Below are 15,690 nucleotides of genomic sequence, written 5' to 3' on the forward strand. Positions count from 1 at the left end.
ATCGGTCAGGAACACGGGACCACCATGCCCATCGCCACCTCTTCGGCCCGCGGTGCGGGACTGGTCGGGATCGATATCGGGGGTACCAAGATCGCCGCACTCCTGGTGAGTGACGACGGTACCGTCCTCGCCCGGGGCAGTGTGCCAGCGCCGGCCGCACTCGGCGGCGGTGCGATGGCCGATGCGGCCGCCAATCTCGCGGGGGAACTCGCGGCGCAGGCCGAGGTGTCGCTCGCCGCGGCCGGCGTCGGCGCGGCCGGAGTCATCGACCATGAGACCGGCACCATCCGCGCCGCATCGGCGACCTTCGTCGGGTGGGCGGGATTCCCGCTGGCCGACGAGCTGGAGCAGCGTCTCGGAGTGCCGGTCCGCGTCGAGAACGATGTGAACGCGTTCCTTCTCGGCGAGGCGGCGGCCGACGGCAGGACCGATCGCGACGTGCTCGGCGTCATGCTCGGCACGGGCGTCGGCGGTGCACTCATCATCGATGGAGATCTCCACCACGGTCCGCACGGCGCGGCGGGGGAGATCGGGCACACACCCGGCTACAGCGAACTGGTGTGCACCTGCGGCCAGATCGGTCACCTGGAGACCCTGGCCTCCGGTACGTCGATCGCGCTCCGCTATCAGGAGCGCACGTCCGCTCCCGTGCGCGACGCGCGAGAGGTCGCCGACCGTGCCCGTGGCGGCGACGCCGAGGCGATCGCGGTGTTCGATGCCGCCGGGCGCGCCCTCGCCCTCGCGTGCGCCAGCGCGGCGACGATCCTCGACCTGCCCTGCGCGATCGTCGGCGGCGGAGTCACCGCGGCCTGGGATCTGCTCGAGCCGTCCATCCTGCGCACGCTCGACACGGATTCTCCGGTGTCGGGCATTCCGCTGCGCATCATCCCCGCCGTCCTCGGCTCCGATGCGGTCGCGCTGGGCGCGATCGAGACCGCTCGCCGCGCGCTCGTGCCGGCGGGGGCACACTGAGTCCGAACCTCTCGGTCCGGCCCCGCCGTCCGACCCGCACCGACAAGGAGCACATCACGTGACCGCACGTCCCGAAGCCCACGAGATCTGGATGGGCCCCCTTCCCACCATCGCCGACGGCGGGCTGTCGAAGCCCCGGATCGGCATCGCCGGAATCTCGATCGAGTCGAGCACGTTCTCCCCGCACATCTCCGGCGACGAGGCCTTCACGGTCCGTACGGGGGAGACACTGCGCGGGTACTACCCGTTCCTGGACGACGGACGCGAACTCGCCGGCGCCGCGGAGTGGGTGCCGCTGACGCATGGTCGCTCGCTGCCGGGCGGTGCCGTGGCGCCGGAGACCTATCGACGGATGAAGGAGGCGATCGTCGCCGGTATCCGCGAGCAGGGCCCCTTCGACGGGTTCTTCTTCGACATCCACGGAGCGATGAGCGTCGTCGGCATGGACGACGCCGAGGGCGACCTCGCTCTCGCTGTGCGCTCGGCTCTCGGCCCCGACACGCTGGTGTCGACGTCGATGGACCTGCACGGCAACGTCTCGGAGGTGCTGCGTGACGCGGTCGATCTGCTGACCTGTTATCGGATGGCGCCCCACGAGGACTGGATGAACACCAAGGAGCGGGCCGTGTGGAACCTGCTCGCGCGACTGCGGGGTCCGCACGGCGCCGACCCGCTGCGTCGTCGTCCGTTCTCCGCATGGGTGCCCGTTCCCGTGCTGCTGCCGGGGGAGAAGACCAGCACCCGGCTGGAGCCGGCGCGCAGCATCTACGCCCAGCTTCCCGAGATCGAGGCGCTCCCCGGCGTCGTCGACGCCTCGGTGTGGATCGGCTATGCCTGGGCGGACGAGCCGCGCTGTCAGGCGTACGTGGTGGTCACCGGTGACGACGAGGAGCTGATCGCCCGTGAGGCCGAGCGCGTGGCGCGGATGTTCTGGGACGCCCGCGAGGACTTCGTCTTCGTGGCCGAGACCGGATCCCTCGATGAGGCGCTCGAGAAGGCGCTCGCCCCGGGAGCGCCGCATCCGTACCTGATCTCCGACTCGGGGGACAACCCGACAGCGGGCGGTGCGGGCGACGTGACCTGGACGCTCGCGCACCTGCTGCAGCGTGCGGAGCTCACCGACGGCAGCCGCACGACCCTGGTCGCCTCGATCTTCGACCGCGAGGCCGTCGCGCGGGCGGTCGCCGCCGGAATCGGCGCCACCGTCACCCTCGACGCCGGTGCAGGGGTAGACGCGGGCCCGCACGGCCCTGCGACGATCACCGGGACCGTGTTCTCCATCACCGACGGCGACCCGGATGCGGGCACGCAGGTCGTGATCGCGGTGGGCGGGTTGCACGCCATCATCACCGAGCGTCGCAAGCCGTTCCATCACCTCTCGGACTTCCGGATGCTGGGGCTGGAGCCCACGACCGCCGACATCGTCGTGGTGAAGATCGGCTATCTGGAACCCGAGCTGTACGAGCTCGCCGAGGGCTGGACCCTCGCACTGACACCCGGCGGCGTCGACCAGGACCTCCTGCGTCTGGGGCACCACCGCCTGCAGCCGGGTGTCTTCCCGTTCGAGACGGACGGGAATCCCGACCTGAAAGCGGTGGTCGTCCGCCGCGGAGTCTCCGAGGAGCAGAACGCATGATGAACTTCGAGAAGCGCACCGGTCCGGACTTCGGAGCTGACGCTCCGGTGTACCCGGCCCAGGATGTGCCCGAGTGGTACCGCGATGCGAAGCTCGGCTTCTTCGTGCACTGGGGGCTCTACTCCGTGCCGGCATGGGCGGTGCAGCACGGCGAAGGCGTGAACATCCCCACCGAGGATGCCTACGCCTGGCACCAGTACGCCGAGTGGTACGGGAACACCGTGCGGATCGCGGGGAGCCCCACCTGGGAGCGTCATCAGCAGCTGTTCGGCCCGGGGACCTCCTACGAGGACCTCGCGGATCAGTGGGACGCCTCGGCCTTCGACGCGGACGCCTTCGTGGGCGAACTGGTCGGTGCGGGGGCGAAGTACATCGTCCCCACCACGAAGCACCACGAGGGTTTCTGCCTGTGGGACACGGCGACGACCGGCTTCAACGCGGCCGCACGCGGTCCGCGCCGCGACCTGATCGCCGAGTTCCACGACGCCACCCGGCGGGCGGGGGCGAAGTTCGGCGTGTACTACTCGGGTGCACTCGATTGGCACGTGAGCGACTTCCCGCCGATCGAGTCGGACACCGACCTCTTCCGCTTCCGCCGCAACGATGAGCACTTCGCGCGCTACTCGGCCGCGCAGCTCGACGAACTCGTCTCGCGCTTCTCGCCCGACGTCCTGTGGAACGACATCGAGTGGCCCGACGGCGGAAAGGGGCGAGACGAATACGCGGTCGCGGCCCTGCTGGAGCGCTACTTCGCCGCGGTGCCGGACGGCGTCGTCAACGACCGCTGGGGTGTGCCGTACCACGGCTTCCTCACCCGCGAGTACACGGACATCCCCGAGATCATCTCGCAGCCGTGGGAGTCGACGCGCGGCCTCGGCTTCTCGTTCGGCTTCAACCAGGCGGAGGACGAGCGGCACTCGCTGTCGGGCGCGGCCCTGATCCGCCTGCTTGTCGACGTCGTGGCGAAGAACGGCAACCTGCTGATCAACGTGGGCCCAGCGGCCGACGGCTCGATCCCCGAGCTGCAGCGTCGCGCGATGCGCGAGCTGGGCACGTGGCTGGAGGCGAACGGCGACGCGATCTACGGCACACGTCCGTGGATCCGCATGGGGGAGCGCACCGGCGCCCCGCGTCGGTACACGACCACCGGGGCGACCGTGCACGTGCACGCCCTCGACCCGAGCACGGGCACGCTCGAGCTGCCCGAGGAGCTCCTGGGCTCCGACCTGCGCTGGACCGACGGCAGCGTGGTCGAGAGGCAGGCGCACGACCAGACGGTCGCGGTGATCCCGGCCGGGCTGCGCGAGGAGGCTGTCGCGGTCCTGTCCGCAGGCTGAGACGGATCGGACCGCGACGAGGCGAGGGCCCTCCCGAAGACGATTCGGGAGGGCCCTCGCTGTGTTCGCCGGCACTCAGGGGCGGGTGAGCTCCTCGAGCACCTCGATCACGTGGCGGTACGGCCGGCCGGTGGCGCGGGTCATGCCGATCTCGCACGTGCGGTTCGCCGAGACGAACGCATCGAAGCCGCCGCGTGCGCTCTCGGCCTCGGCGATCTCCGCGGACTCCTGGGCGGTCGCACTGGCGGTGAGTTCCGGATGCAGCATGCCGCGATCTCCCGCGAAGGCGCAGCAGCCCCAGCCCTCGGGAATGAACACGTCATCGGCGACGGCCCCGGCGATCGCCGTCAGCGCCCCTGTCGCTCCGAGCGCGGTCGTGGAGCAGGTCGGATGCACCGCGACGGTGGGGAGCTTCGCCGACACGCTCAGCCGGGGGAGCACCTCACGGGCCACGAACGTCGTGGCATCCTCGATGCGAAGCCCGGCGTAGCGCGGGTTCTTCGCGACGGACTGGGCGAGCATCACATCCAGACCCTCGGTGCACGACGCGGCGTCGCACACCACGGGAAGCTCGCCGTGGCGGCTGGCCTCCCAGAGCGAGTCGAGCACCCGGTCCGACATGAGGGCGTAACCGTCGAGGTGGCCCTTCGACTTCCATGGGGTGCCGCAGCAGAGGCCGCCGTTCTCCTCCGGGATGACGACGGGGATGCCTGCGCGGTCGAGCAGCTCGCGCAGCGCGTCTCGAGAGCCCTGGCCCTCGCCTTCCGCGCCGAACATGGTGCCGATGCAGGCGCCGAAGAAGACCGCCTGCGCATCGGCCGGTGACACAGGGCGCGGTGGCTTCGAGCCGCCGTGGGGGAGTCCGCCGTCGTAGAGCGGCACGGTGTCGGCGCCGAGCACCGCCCGGCCGAGGTGCGTCACTCCGCGCACGAGCGGAGCGGGGAGCGCATCGGCGACGGTGAGCGCGACACCTCCGGCGCGGGTGACCGTGCTCCAATGCTTGGCCGCGGTGCCCCACACGGCTCCCTCGAGCGCATTCGACTGCTCTGCCCTGAGCCGGCGCACGAGATCACCGGTGTTGATGTCGACGGGGCACGCCACACCGCACATGCCGTCGACCGCGCAGGTCTGCACGCCGTCGTAGTCGTAGTCCTTCTGCAGATCGCGGAGCAGTTCGGTGTCGCCCTGCTCCTCGGCCCACGCCATGTCGCGGCGGATCACGATGCGCTGCCGCGGCGTGAGGGTGATGCTCTTGCTCGGACAGGTCGGCTCGCAGTAGCCGCATTCGACACAGCGGTCGACTTCCTTCTCGACCGTCGGCACCCGCTTCAGGTCGTGCAGGTACGAATCGGGGTCATCGGAGAGGACCACTCCGGGGTTCAGGATGCGGTCGGGGTCGAGCAGGTGCTTGATCTCCCACATCATGTCGGTGAGTTCGTCACCGTACTGGCGTCGCACGAACGGCGCCATGATGCGTCCGGTGCCGTGCTCGGCCTTCAGGGATCCCTGCTGGGAGAGCACGAGGTCGACCAGGTCGTCGGTGAAGCGCCGGTAGCGCGCGACGCTGTCGGGATCGTCGAAACGCTCGTTGAGCAGGAAATGGATGTTGCCGTCCTTGGCGTGCCCGAAGATCACCGAGCCCTCGTAGCCGTGCGCGGCGAACAGCTCGATCAGCCGCTCGCAGGTGTGCAGAAGTCGTGGCACCGGCACCACGATGTCCTCCAGAAGCGCGGTCGTGCCGGAGGGACGCGCACCCGCCACAGCGGTGTAGAGGCCCTTTCGCACGTGCCACAGCGCGGCGCGCTCGCTCGCATCCGTGGTGAGGCGGGGTGCCACCGCCAGCGGCAGCGCCTCGAAGTGCGCCTGCGCCGCAGCGCTCGCCTCGACGAGGGCCTCCGCGTCGGCGGCGTGAACCTCGACCAGGAGAGCGGCGTGTCCGCGGACCTCGATCTCGGCGATGGCCGCCGGGACGTCGCTCAGCCCCTGCGCGACGCGCAGCGACGCGGCATCCAGCAGCTCGATGGTGGCGAGACCGAGCCGGGTCAGGTCGGGAAGAGCGGTCATGGCCGCGGAGAGCGTCTCGAACACCAGCAGACCGGTGGCGATCGAGGGGCGCACCTCGATCGTGCGGAAGCGGGCCTCGGCCACGAACGCGAGCGTGCCCTCGGATCCGATGATGAGGTGCTCGAGGATGCGTACCGGATCGTCGAAGTCGAGCAGTGCGTTCAGGCCGTAGCCCATGGTGTTCTTCATCGAGAACTGCTGGCGGAGGAACGCGACGTGCTCGGGCGAGGCGAGCAGACGTGCCCGCAGATCGAGAAGGCCGTCGGCGATCGCGGGCTCTGCCGCGCGCAGCACCTCGTTCGCATCCGGGCGACCCGTGTCGAGGATCGTCCCGCTCGGCAGCACGACCGTCATCGACTCGATGGTCTGGTACGAGTTCTCGGTGATGCCGCACGCCATGCCGCTGGAGTTGTTCGCGACGACTCCGCCGATCGTGCACGCGATCTCGCTCGCCGGGTCGGGGCCGAGCTTGCGGCGATACCGCGTGAGCCTGGTGTTGACCTGGCGCACGGTCGCGCCGGGTCCGACGCGCACCATGGCACCGTCGTCCTCCACGCGGATGTCGCGGAAGTTGCTGCGTGTGTCGACGAGGATGTCGCCGCTCACGCTCTGCCCGGACAGGCTGGTACCCCCGGAGCGGAACGTCATGGTGCGTCCGGCGGCGCGGACGGCGCCGAAGGCGCGGGCGACGCCCTCGGCATCCGCGGGGGAGAGCACGGCGTCGGGGATCAGCAGGTAGTGCGAGGCATCATGAGCGCGGGCGAAACGATCGATGGAGCGCGAGTGGACCTGTGTCGTGGAACCCAGCAGTGCGGGATCCAGCGGCTCGGCGAGGGTGGTCGTCACGGTGCTCCTCTGCTCCGTCGGAAGATTGTCTGACAAGTGTACCGACATGGTGCGGCTTCGATAGGCTGACCGGATGACCAGCACACCGGAGACACCGCTGGGAATCGTCGGCGTCGTGGATGCGGTGACGGCCCAGCTGCGTGGTCGTATCCTCAGCGGCGAGATCCGTTCGGGAGATCCGCTCACGGAAGCCGCGGTGTCACAGTCGTTCGGCGTCGCCCGCCCGAGCGCGAAGGCGGCGATCGAGCAGCTCGTGGCGAGCGGGCTCCTGGTGCGTACTGCGCATCGGAGCGCGCGTGTGGTCGGGATCGATCCCGAGGCCGTGCGCGACGTCTACCGGACCAGGACCCGCCTCGAGAGCGCCGCACTTCGCGACCTCGCCGTGACCAGGACGGTTCCGCGTGCCGCGCTCGAGGCGAATGCGGAGATCCTCGCGATGCCCCCCGGCCCCGACCCGGCGACCGTGGATCCGGACCTGCGGTTCCACACCGCTCTCATCGATGCGCTCGACAGCGAGCGCACCGGACGCATGTACCGCAGCGTCCTCGACGAGGTGCGGCTGTGCATGGCGCAGGTGCAGGGGCGTCGCCTTCTCGACGCTGCGGCCATCGCCGCTCAGCACGCCGACATCCTCGCTGCCGTCGCCTCGGGAGACGGGGAGCGCGCCGCAGCCCTCCTCGATGCGCATCTGTCGTCGGCGGAGGAGCGGCTCGTGGAGGCGCTCGACGCGGACTAGCGTCGAGCCGTCGTCACTCGGCCGGTGCTTCCTCGACCACGATGGGCGCCTCGGCGGGGTCAGCCCACACCGGGGCGGGGAGCACCGTGTCGACCTGGCCGGCCTGGATCGCGCGGAGTGCCTCTGCGATCGCCTCGTCGTTCTCCGGCACCGGAAGATCGCACGCGCGCAGCTCGGAAGCGAACTGCAGTGTCAGACGGATCTTCCCGGCCTCGACGGCCTGAGCGGTCGTTCCGGTGCGGATCTCGCTCCCGGTCTGGATGGCCGAGACCTCATCGCAGACGTGATAGACCTTGCCGCCGTCGACCCAGACGACCTCGTCCTTGCCCAGGAGCTGGATCACGGCGGACTGGTCGGCCGTGTACTGCTCGACGGAGGGCGGCGTGAAGTCGACGCCGACGAAGACGGCCAGTGCCGCGAGGACCACGCCGACGATTCCGGCGGTGGTCTTCTGACCCTTGTCCATGTCCTTGTTGAGGAAGATCAGGATGACCAGAGGAAGGAACGCGACGACCGCGATGATCGCCCCGAGCTGGTTCTGCACGAAGAACCGCGTCTTGTCCGCCTTGCGCGCGGGGTCGAGACGGTTCGCCTTCTTCCACAGCACCGAGCCGGTGATCGACAGGGCCGCGATCACGACGAGCAGCACGAGGAGGGCGATGAACGCCCACTGCGGGAATGTCGCGGTGACGCCCTGCTCCTCGAGCAGGCCGGTGTCGGGGTTGCGGAGGAGTTCGCCGTCCTCGCCGACGAACACGCGCTGACGCAGGAGCCAGAAGATGCCGACGCCCTCGCCGACGATCGCGACCGCCCAGAGGATGCCGGCGATCCAACGGAAACGCGTGGCCCTGGCCTTGGCTTCGGGAGTGGGGACCCAGCCGGCGGGCGGTTCCGCGGCTGTGCTCTTCGCGGACCGTGCGACGCCGGTGTCGGTGTTGTCGCTCTGGGCGTTCTCGCTCGCAGCCACGGTGTTCCCTTTCCCCTCCGGTGCCCGCCGTTCCGGCTCAAGGCAACCCCGATCCTAGTGGACCTGGTGTCCTACGCTGGGGACATGACTTCCGATTCCGACGACGCCCTCAACTGGGACGGCGACGAGGCCCCGACGCCGAAGGACCGCGCTCTCCCGCACGGCTGGAACGCCGTCGGCAAGGGCAGCGACGACGTGGGAACGATCGAGGACGACGGCACCGTGACTCCTGCGCCCGTCGACGAACCGGCCGGCTTGAGCACGCCGATGCTGCTCCTGGTCGGAGTGGTCGGCGGGGTGTACCTCCTCTACACGATCGGCTGGATCGTCGGCGGGCTGCGACTTCAGCCGCTGGCGTCGTTCCTGGTCTCCGACGTGATGTTCCTGCCGTGGTTCGTCCTCGCGATCGCCGCGCCCGCACTGTGGTTCCTGGCGAGCTGGGTGCTCACGCGGGGGAGGGCGGCGTGGATCCGCGTCGCCGTGCTGCTCGCGGGAGTCGTGCTGCTCGTTCCCTGGCCCTTCGTCACCGTGGGGGTGATCGGATCATGACCACGTCGTCGACCGAGGCGCAGGTGTCTGCGGGTTCTCCGCGCTGGCTCGTCGGGCTCGTCATCGGCCTGGCGGGACTCTTCTACGCCTATGCCGTCTGGAATGCCGTGGCGCATCTGATCACGATGGCGCAGACCGGGCTGACCGGCGGCGGGTGGGCGACCCTGTTGTTCGGCGTCGCTTTCCCTGCCATCGTGTTCGCCTTCGCGTATGTGATCGGTCGGCGGCGGCGAGTGGGCGAGCTCGCGCTCGTCTTCCTCGCAGGACTCGGTGTGGTCGCGGTGTTCTGGATGAGTCTCATCGCGCTGAGCCTCACCATGCCCAGCGCCTGAGCCGCCTGTCCTGCCGCGTCATACGGCACGGAGGCCCGCGTCCGCTCCGGTAGAGTTGACGCGATCGCGCCCCCATGGTGTGCGGCGCATCGGCCCCTGCCGCGCTGCCCCGAAGGATCCACTGTGCCGAAGCCTGTCGTGCTTATCGCCGAAGTACTCTCTCCCGCCACGATCGACGCTCTCGGTCCCGACTTCGACGTCCGCGACGTCGACGGCACCGACCGGGAGGCGCTGTTCGCGGCGCTCGCGGACGCGGACGCCGTGCTGGTCCGCTCGGCGACCCGCATCGACGAGGAGGCTCTGACTCACGCCCCGAAGCTGAAGGTCGTCGCCCGCGCCGGCGTGGGCCTCGACAACGTCGACATCAAGGCCGCCACCGCGGCCGGTGTCATGGTCGTGAACGCGCCGACCTCGAACATCGTCTCGGCCGCCGAGCTCACGGTCGGCCACATCCTCAGCCTCGCTCGCCGTATTCCGGCCGCGCACGCCTCGCTGTCCGCCGGCGCGTGGAAGCGCAGCTCGTTCACCGGCGCCGAACTGTTCGAGAAGACCGTCGGCATCGTCGGCCTCGGACGCATCGGTGCCCTCGTCGCCGCCCGACTCGCGGCGTTCGACATGCGCGTCGTCGCCTACGACCCTTACGTCACCTCGGCACGTGCCCAGCAGCTGGGCGTGCAGCTGCTCTCGCTCGACGAGCTCGTGGCCGAGTCCGACTTCCTGACCATCCACATGCCCAAGACGCCTGAGACGACGGGCATGATCGGCGCCGAGCAGTTCAAGGCCATGAAGCCGACCGCTTTCGTGGTCAACGTAGCGCGCGGTGGGCTCATCGACGAGGAGGCGCTGCACGCGGCTCTCGTCGCGGGCGAGATCGCGGGTGCCGGCCTCGACGTCTTCACCTCAGAGCCCCCGGCAGAGGGGGGCACCGCCCGCCCGCTCCTGGATCTTCCCAACGTCGTCGTCACCCCGCACCTCGGTGCCAGCACGGAAGAGGCGCAGGAGAAGGCGGGCGTCTCGGTCGCGAAGTCCGTGCGCCTCGCGCTCGGCGGCGATCTGGTGCCGGACGCGGTGAACGTCGCCGGTGGTGTGATCGATCCCTACGTGCGCCCCGGCATCTCGCTCGTCGAGAAGCTCGGACAGATCTTCGCAGCGCTCGCGACCTCGCCGCTCACCAGCCTCGACGTCGAGGTGCACGGTGAGCTGAACGACTACGACGTGAGCGTGCTGAAGCTCGCGGCGCTCAAGGGCGTCTTCACGAACATCGTCAGCGAGACCGTCTCGTACGTGAACGCTCCGCTGCTCGCCGAGCAGCGCGGCATCGCGGTGCGGCTGCTCAAGGACGATGTGAGCGACGAGTACCGCAACGTGATCACGCTGAGCGGTGCGCTCTCCGACGGCTCGCAGCTCTCGGTCTCCGGAACGCTGACCGGTCCGAAGCAGACCGAGAAGCTGGTCGGCATCAACGACCACACCCTCGAGCTGCCGATCGAGAAGAACCATGTCGTGATGCTCTACACCGACCGTCCCGGCATCGTGGCGGTCTACGGCCAGAAGTTCGGCGAAGCCGGCATCAACATCGCGGGCATGCAGATCGCCCGTCGGGCGGCCGGCGCGCAGGCGCTCAGCGTGCTGACGCTCGACTCGCCCGTGTCGGAGGAGCTGCTCGAAGACGTGAGCGCCGCGATCGACGCCGACCTCTTCCGCCAGATCGAGATCACCGAGGTCTGATCGGCGACAGTCGAAGGAGGGCGGGAGCGCGATGCTCCCGCCCTCCTTCGCGTTTCGACGGGTTCAGGCCGTCGCCTTCAGCACCAGTGCGATCAGCTCACGGAGTTCATCGCTGCGAGGGACCAGTCGCTCCGGTCCGTGCACATCGAGCGAGTTGTTGAAGTAGAGCCCGTCGCTGACGAGCATCACGAGATCGAGGCTCGCACTGTCGCGCACGTGCGGGCGAATCGTCCCCGCCCAGCGACGCCTCGTGTCGCGGAGCATGTCCGCCGCGGGGATCGAGCCGCCCTGCGCGAGGCGGGTCGTGGCGATCAGCACCCGATCGAGCGCGTCGTCCTCCATCACCGAGGTGCGCACGTAGTAGGCGACGGGGCCCTCGTCGGCAGTTGTCATGCGCTCGAGGTCGAGGGTCGTGAGGCGGTCCAGCCGCTCGACGAGCCCGGCCTCGAGCTCATCCTTCGACCCGAAGTGGTACAGCAATCCGCCCTTCGAGACGCCGGCCGCCTTGGCGGTGGCTTCGAGAGTGGCGGCACGCTCTCCCTCTTCGATGAGGATCGCTTCGAAGGCGTCGAGCACCTTCTCGCGGGCGAGGGGAGGTCGGGGCATCGTGGATCCTTTGCACAGGGGAAGGGAGGGAATTCTGTTACTATACCATCCGGACGGTTCACTAACCGTGCGATCACGATCCTGAGAGGTGTTCCATGACCCGTACTGCGTCGATCCCGACGACAGAGACGGATGCTCCCCGCGTCGGAGCCCGCGGCTGGGCGGCGCTCGTCGTCCTCATGCTGCCGGTGCTGCTGGTCTCGGTGGACAACACGGTGCTGAGCTTCGCGCTCCCCGAGATCTCCATCGCGCTCGCCCCCACGGGTGCGGAGCAGCTGTGGATCATCGACGTGTACCCCCTGGTGCTCGCCGGACTCCTCGTCACGATGGGCACGCTGGGCGACCGCTTCGGTCGACGCCGGATGCTACTGATCGGAGCGACCGGCTTCGCCGCGGTCTCCGCCCTCGCGGCGTTCGCACCGACCGCCGGGCTGCTCATCGCCGCCCGCGCGCTCCTGGGCTTCTTCGGCGCCATGTTGATGCCGTCGACCCTCTCCCTCCTGCGTTCGATCTTCCAGAACCGCGACCAGCGCCGCATGGCCATCGCGGTGTGGGCCTCGGCGTTCTCCGCCGGGTCGGCGCTGGGCCCGATCGTGGGCGGCATCCTCCTCGAGCACTTCGCCTGGGGATCGGTCTTCCTGATCGCCGTTCCCGTGCTCATCCCGTTGCTCATCGCCGCGCCGCTGCTGGTCCCGGAGAGCCGTGACCCGAACCCGGGGCGGATCGACCTGATCAGCATCGCGCTGTCGATGGCGACAATGATCCCGGTGGTCTACGCGATCAAGTCCCTGGCGGTGGACGGCCCGAGCCTCACGGCCGGCGCGTGGGCACTGCTCGGCTTCGGGATGGGCTACCTGTTCGTCCGTCGCCAGCTGCGGGTGAAGAGCCCGATGCTCGACATGGCGCTGTTCCGTCGCGGTTCGTTCTCCGGAGCGATCCTGGTGAACCTGCTCAGTGTCGTCGCACTCGTCGGCTTCCTCTACTTCGTGTCGCAGCACCTGCAGCTCGTCCTTGGGCTGTCACCGATGATGGCCGGTTTCGCACTGGTCCCCGGCATGCTCGCGATGATCGTCGCCGGGCTCTCGGTCGTGCCGGTCTCGCGTCGGGTGCCTCCGCACATCGTCATCCCCGCCGGGCTGGCGTTCTCGGTGGCCGGATACCTCATCGTGGCGTTCACGACGCATGAGCACGGTGTCCTGCCGCTCGTGGTGGCGTTCGTGGTGCTCGGCATCGGCATCGGTGCGGCGGAGACGATCTCCAACGAGCTGATCCTGTCGAGCGCGCCCGCGGCCAAGGCGGGGGCGGCGAGTGCCGTGTCGGAGACCGCGTATGAACTGGGCGCCGTGCTGGGCACGGCCGTCCTCGGCGGCATCATCACCGCCTTCTACCGCGGGGCGCTCGTGCTTCCGGACGGGCTGCCTGCCGATGTCGCGCATGCGGCGGGCGAGACGCTCGCCGGTGCCTACACCGCCGCTCAGGAGCTGCCCGATCAACTCGGGACCGCGTTGTGGGATGCCGCAGCCGCGGCGTTCGGCTCCGGCGTGATGGTGACGTCGCTCATCGGTGCGGGGCTCGTGGTCGTCGCCGGCGTGATCGCCGCCGTCACACTGCGCAAAGCCCCCTCGCACTGACCAGTACGCTGGGAGGACCGGCTCGTTCGCCCCGCGGCGGGCGTGGGCCGGTCCATCCCCGTGCAGTGCGCAAGGAGTCTCATGTCGCGTGTCGTGAAGCTGGCCGTCATCCCCGGTGACGGCATCGGTCCCGAGGTCATCGCCGAGGCGGAGAAGGTGCTCGACGCCGTCACCGCCGACAGCGGAGTGGTCTTCGACAAGACCCGCTTCTCGCTCGGTGCCGGGCGTTTCCTTGACACGGGGGAGACCCTCACCGATGACGACCTCGCCGCGATCGCCGCGAACGACGCGATCCTGCTGGGCGCGGTCGGCGGAAAGCCGGGCGACCCTCGCCTCAAGGACGCCAACATCGAGCGCGGTCTGCTCCTCAAGCTGCGCTTCACGCTCGACCACTACGTGAATCTGCGGCCGTCCAAGCTCTTCGCCGGCGCCCCGGGCCCGCTGTCCGACCCGGGTGAGATCGACTTCGTCGTGGTGCGTGAAGGCACGGAGGGGCCGTACGTCGGCAACGGCGGCGCGATCCGCAAGGGGACCCCGCAGGAGGTCGCGAACGAGACCTCGGTGAACACCGCCTTCGGCGTGGAGCGTGTGGTGCGCTACGCGTTCGACCTCGCCGAGCGCCGCCGCAAGAAGGTGACGCTCGTACACAAGACCAATGTGCTCGTGCACGCGGGGGCCATCTGGCAGCGCATCGTGAACGAGGTGGCGGCCGAGCACCCCGACGTCGTCGTCGACTACCTGCACGTCGATGCCGCCACGATCTTCCTGGTCACCGATCCCTCGCGCTTCGACGTGATCGTGACCGACAACCTGTTCGGCGACATCCTCACCGACCTCGCCGGTGCCGTCACGGGCGGCATCGGTCTCGCCGCGTCGGGGAACATCAACCCCGATGGCGCCTTCCCGTCGATGTTCGAGCCGGTGCACGGCTCGGCGCCCGACATCGCGGGGCAGCAGAAGGCCGATCCGACCGCTGCGATCCTCTCGATCGCGCTGCTGCTGGACCACCTCGGCCTCACCGAGGAATCCGCACGTGTGAGCGCGGCGGTCGAGGCCGACATCGCCGCCCGCACCGCGGCTCGCACGACGGCGGAGATCGGCTCCGCGATCACTGCACGCCTCTGACTGCAGGCGTAGGCTGAACGGGCGCGAGGATGCGCCCACCCACGAGGAATGGATGATGAGATGACGACCATCGATGCCGAGGCGACCGTGGCTCCCCTGGAGTTCGCCGTCACGAAGAACCTGACCGCAGCGTCGCCCGCACGGCTGGCCGAGGTGCTGGAGAACCCGGGCTTCGGCGTGGTCTTCACCGATCACATGGTCGACATCTGCTGGTCGGCCAAGGGCGGCTGGCACCGTCCGCGCGTGCAGCCGTACGGCCCGATCCCGCTCGACCCCGCAGCGTCCGTGCTGCACTACGCGCAGGAGATCTTCGAGGGCATCAAGGCCTACCGTCACGCCGACGGCTCGATCCACACGTTCCGCCCCGACCGCAACGCCGCGCGCCTGCAGGCCAGCGCCCGCCGCCTCGCGCTGCCCGAGCTTCCGACCGAGTACTTCATCCAGTCGCTGCGCGAGCTCATCGCCGTCGACGGACGCTGGGTGCCCACGGGTGCCGACCAGAGCCTCTACCTGCGTCCGTTCATGTTCGCCAAGGAGGCGTTCCTGGGTGTCCGTGCCGCGCAGAAGGTCGCGTACTACGTGATCGCCAGCCCCGCAGGCGCCTACTTCTCCGGTGGCGTGAAGCCGGTGCGCATCTGGCTCTCCGAGGAGTACGCCCGCGCGGGCAAGGGCGGCACCGGCAAGGCCAAGACCGGCGGCAACTACGCATCGAGCCTGCTCGCGCAGAGCGAGGCCAGCGCCAAGGGCTGCGACCAGGTCGTGTTCCTCGACGAGAAGCGCAACGTCGAGGAGCTCGGCGGCATGAACGTCGTCTTCGTCTTCAAGGACGGGCGCGTCGTCACCCCCGAGTCCGACAGCATCCTCGAGGGCATCACCCGCGACTCGCTGCTGCAGCTGGCGGAAGACCGCGGCTACACGGTGGAGAAGCGGCCGATCTCGATCGACGAGTGGCGCGAGGGTGTCGCGTCGGGCGACATCGTGGAGGTGTTCGCCTGCGGCACGGCTGCCGTCGTCACCCCGATCGGCGCTCTCGTGGGCGACGGGTTCGACGAGCCGCAGCCGCTGGGCGAGCTCGCGCTCTCGCTGCGCGAGGAGCTCACCGACATCCAGTACGGCCGCCGTGAGGACAAGCACGGCTGGCTGCTGCGCCTCGACGCCTGA

13 protein-coding genes are annotated in these 15,690 nt (G+C 69.5%); 10 read left to right on the forward strand and 3 right to left on the reverse strand.

The genetic code is table 11. The annotated features are described in order from the left end of the window. Positions 1-24: 24 nt before the first annotated feature. From F6W70_RS07225 to F6W70_RS07235, 3 genes are all read left to right on the forward strand, one after another. On the forward strand, positions 25-972 hold the full coding sequence (locus tag F6W70_RS07225; RefSeq protein WP_170287868.1) for an ROK family protein: 948 nt from the start codon (positions 25-27) through the stop codon (positions 970-972). A gap of 91 nt (positions 973-1,063) precedes the next feature. Then, entirely contained in the window at positions 1,064-2,608 is a 1,545-nt protein-coding gene (locus F6W70_RS07230) for a M81 family metallopeptidase (protein ID WP_318278866.1), read from the forward strand. Continuing rightward, positions 2,605-3,945 carry an alpha-L-fucosidase gene (locus F6W70_RS07235; protein ID WP_151486271.1) on the forward strand — a complete coding sequence of 447 codons (1,341 nt, stop codon included), beginning with the start codon at positions 2,605-2,607 and terminating at the stop codon, positions 3,943-3,945. The genes F6W70_RS07230 and F6W70_RS07235 overlap by 4 nt, the downstream gene beginning before the upstream one ends. A 75-nt stretch (positions 3,946-4,020) precedes the next feature. On the opposite strand, the gene F6W70_RS07240 is transcribed toward F6W70_RS07235, so the two are convergent. Continuing rightward, entirely contained in the window at positions 4,021-6,903 is a 2,883-nt protein-coding gene (locus F6W70_RS07240; RefSeq protein WP_373695302.1) for an FAD-binding and (Fe-S)-binding domain-containing protein, read from the reverse strand. Between the two features lie 25 nt (positions 6,904-6,928). On the opposite strand from F6W70_RS07240, the gene F6W70_RS07245 reads away from it, so the two are divergent. Continuing rightward, the gene (locus tag F6W70_RS07245) at positions 6,929-7,591 is read left to right on the forward strand and encodes a GntR family transcriptional regulator (RefSeq protein WP_055868647.1); all 663 of its coding nucleotides are present in this window, start codon (positions 6,929-6,931) and stop codon (positions 7,589-7,591) included. A gap of 13 nt (positions 7,592-7,604) precedes the next feature. Here F6W70_RS07245 and F6W70_RS07250 read toward each other — a convergent pair whose 3' ends face one another. Continuing rightward, positions 7,605-8,558, reverse strand: coding sequence for a hypothetical protein (locus tag F6W70_RS07250; RefSeq protein ID WP_055872670.1), 954 nt, complete (start codon positions 8,556-8,558; stop codon positions 7,605-7,607). An 84-nt stretch (positions 8,559-8,642) separates the two neighbouring features. Here F6W70_RS07250 and F6W70_RS07255 point away from each other — a divergent pair, with 84 nt between their 5' ends. The 3 genes from F6W70_RS07255 (at position 8,643) to serA (ending at position 11,167) form a co-directional block, all read left to right on the forward strand. Further along, the gene (locus F6W70_RS07255) at positions 8,643-9,107 is read left to right on the forward strand and encodes a hypothetical protein (RefSeq protein WP_055873164.1); all 465 of its coding nucleotides are present in this window, start codon (positions 8,643-8,645) and stop codon (positions 9,105-9,107) included. Then, on the forward strand, positions 9,104-9,439 hold the full coding sequence (locus F6W70_RS07260; RefSeq protein WP_127482447.1) for a hypothetical protein: 336 nt from the start codon (positions 9,104-9,106) through the stop codon (positions 9,437-9,439). The genes F6W70_RS07255 and F6W70_RS07260 overlap by 4 nt, the downstream gene beginning before the upstream one ends. A gap of 123 nt (positions 9,440-9,562) precedes the next feature. After that, positions 9,563-11,167: a phosphoglycerate dehydrogenase gene (serA, locus tag F6W70_RS07265; protein WP_151486273.1), complete on the forward strand. Its 1,605-nt coding sequence runs from the start codon at positions 9,563-9,565 to the stop codon at positions 11,165-11,167. A 63-nt stretch (positions 11,168-11,230) separates the two neighbouring features. Here the strand turns inward: serA and F6W70_RS07270 are convergent, their stop codons facing one another. Then, positions 11,231-11,773: a TetR/AcrR family transcriptional regulator gene (locus tag F6W70_RS07270; protein ID WP_151486274.1), complete on the reverse strand. Its 543-nt coding sequence runs from the start codon at positions 11,771-11,773 to the stop codon at positions 11,231-11,233. A gap of 95 nt (positions 11,774-11,868) precedes the next feature. Here F6W70_RS07270 and F6W70_RS07275 point away from each other — a divergent pair, with 95 nt between their 5' ends. From F6W70_RS07275 to F6W70_RS07285, 3 genes are all read left to right on the forward strand, one after another. Continuing rightward, entirely contained in the window at positions 11,869-13,404 is a 1,536-nt protein-coding gene (locus F6W70_RS07275; RefSeq protein ID WP_127482445.1) for an MFS transporter, read from the forward strand. A gap of 81 nt (positions 13,405-13,485) precedes the next feature. Beyond that, positions 13,486-14,529, forward strand: coding sequence for a 3-isopropylmalate dehydrogenase (locus tag F6W70_RS07280; protein WP_055872666.1), 1,044 nt, complete (start codon positions 13,486-13,488; stop codon positions 14,527-14,529). A gap of 60 nt (positions 14,530-14,589) precedes the next feature. Continuing rightward, positions 14,590-15,690 (forward strand): branched-chain amino acid aminotransferase, encoded by a 1,101-nt coding sequence (locus tag F6W70_RS07285; RefSeq protein ID WP_055873161.1) that lies wholly within the window; start codon positions 14,590-14,592, stop codon positions 15,688-15,690.

This window comes from Microbacterium maritypicum (assembly GCF_008868125.1).
Taxonomy (GTDB): domain Bacteria; phylum Actinomycetota; class Actinomycetes; order Actinomycetales; family Microbacteriaceae; genus Microbacterium; species Microbacterium maritypicum.

What these genes read in the sequence shown, in the direction of transcription:
- F6W70_RS07240 (WP_373695302.1), bottom strand. Translation starts at nt 6,903, where the DNA reads ATGTCGGTACACTTGTCAGACAATCTTCCGACGGAGCAGAGGAGCACC.
- F6W70_RS07285 (WP_055873161.1), top strand. Translation starts at nt 14,590, where the DNA reads ATGACGACCATCGATGCCGAGGCGACCGTGGCTCCCCTGGAGTTCGCC.
- F6W70_RS07280 (WP_055872666.1), top strand. Translation starts at nt 13,486, where the DNA reads ATGTCGCGTGTCGTGAAGCTGGCCGTCATCCCCGGTGACGGCATCGGT.
- F6W70_RS07275 (WP_127482445.1), top strand. Translation starts at nt 11,869, where the DNA reads ATGACCCGTACTGCGTCGATCCCGACGACAGAGACGGATGCTCCCCGC.
- F6W70_RS07235 (WP_151486271.1), top strand. Translation starts at nt 2,605, where the DNA reads ATGATGAACTTCGAGAAGCGCACCGGTCCGGACTTCGGAGCTGACGCT.
- F6W70_RS07260 (WP_127482447.1), top strand. Translation starts at nt 9,104, where the DNA reads ATGACCACGTCGTCGACCGAGGCGCAGGTGTCTGCGGGTTCTCCGCGC.
- F6W70_RS07270 (WP_151486274.1), bottom strand. Translation starts at nt 11,773, where the DNA reads ATGCCCCGACCTCCCCTCGCCCGCGAGAAGGTGCTCGACGCCTTCGAA.
- F6W70_RS07245 (WP_055868647.1), top strand. Translation starts at nt 6,929, where the DNA reads ATGACCAGCACACCGGAGACACCGCTGGGAATCGTCGGCGTCGTGGAT.
- F6W70_RS07225 (WP_170287868.1), top strand. Translation starts at nt 25, where the DNA reads ATGCCCATCGCCACCTCTTCGGCCCGCGGTGCGGGACTGGTCGGGATC.
- F6W70_RS07255 (WP_055873164.1), top strand. Translation starts at nt 8,643, where the DNA reads ATGACTTCCGATTCCGACGACGCCCTCAACTGGGACGGCGACGAGGCC.
- F6W70_RS07230 (WP_318278866.1), top strand. Translation starts at nt 1,064, where the DNA reads ATGGGCCCCCTTCCCACCATCGCCGACGGCGGGCTGTCGAAGCCCCGG.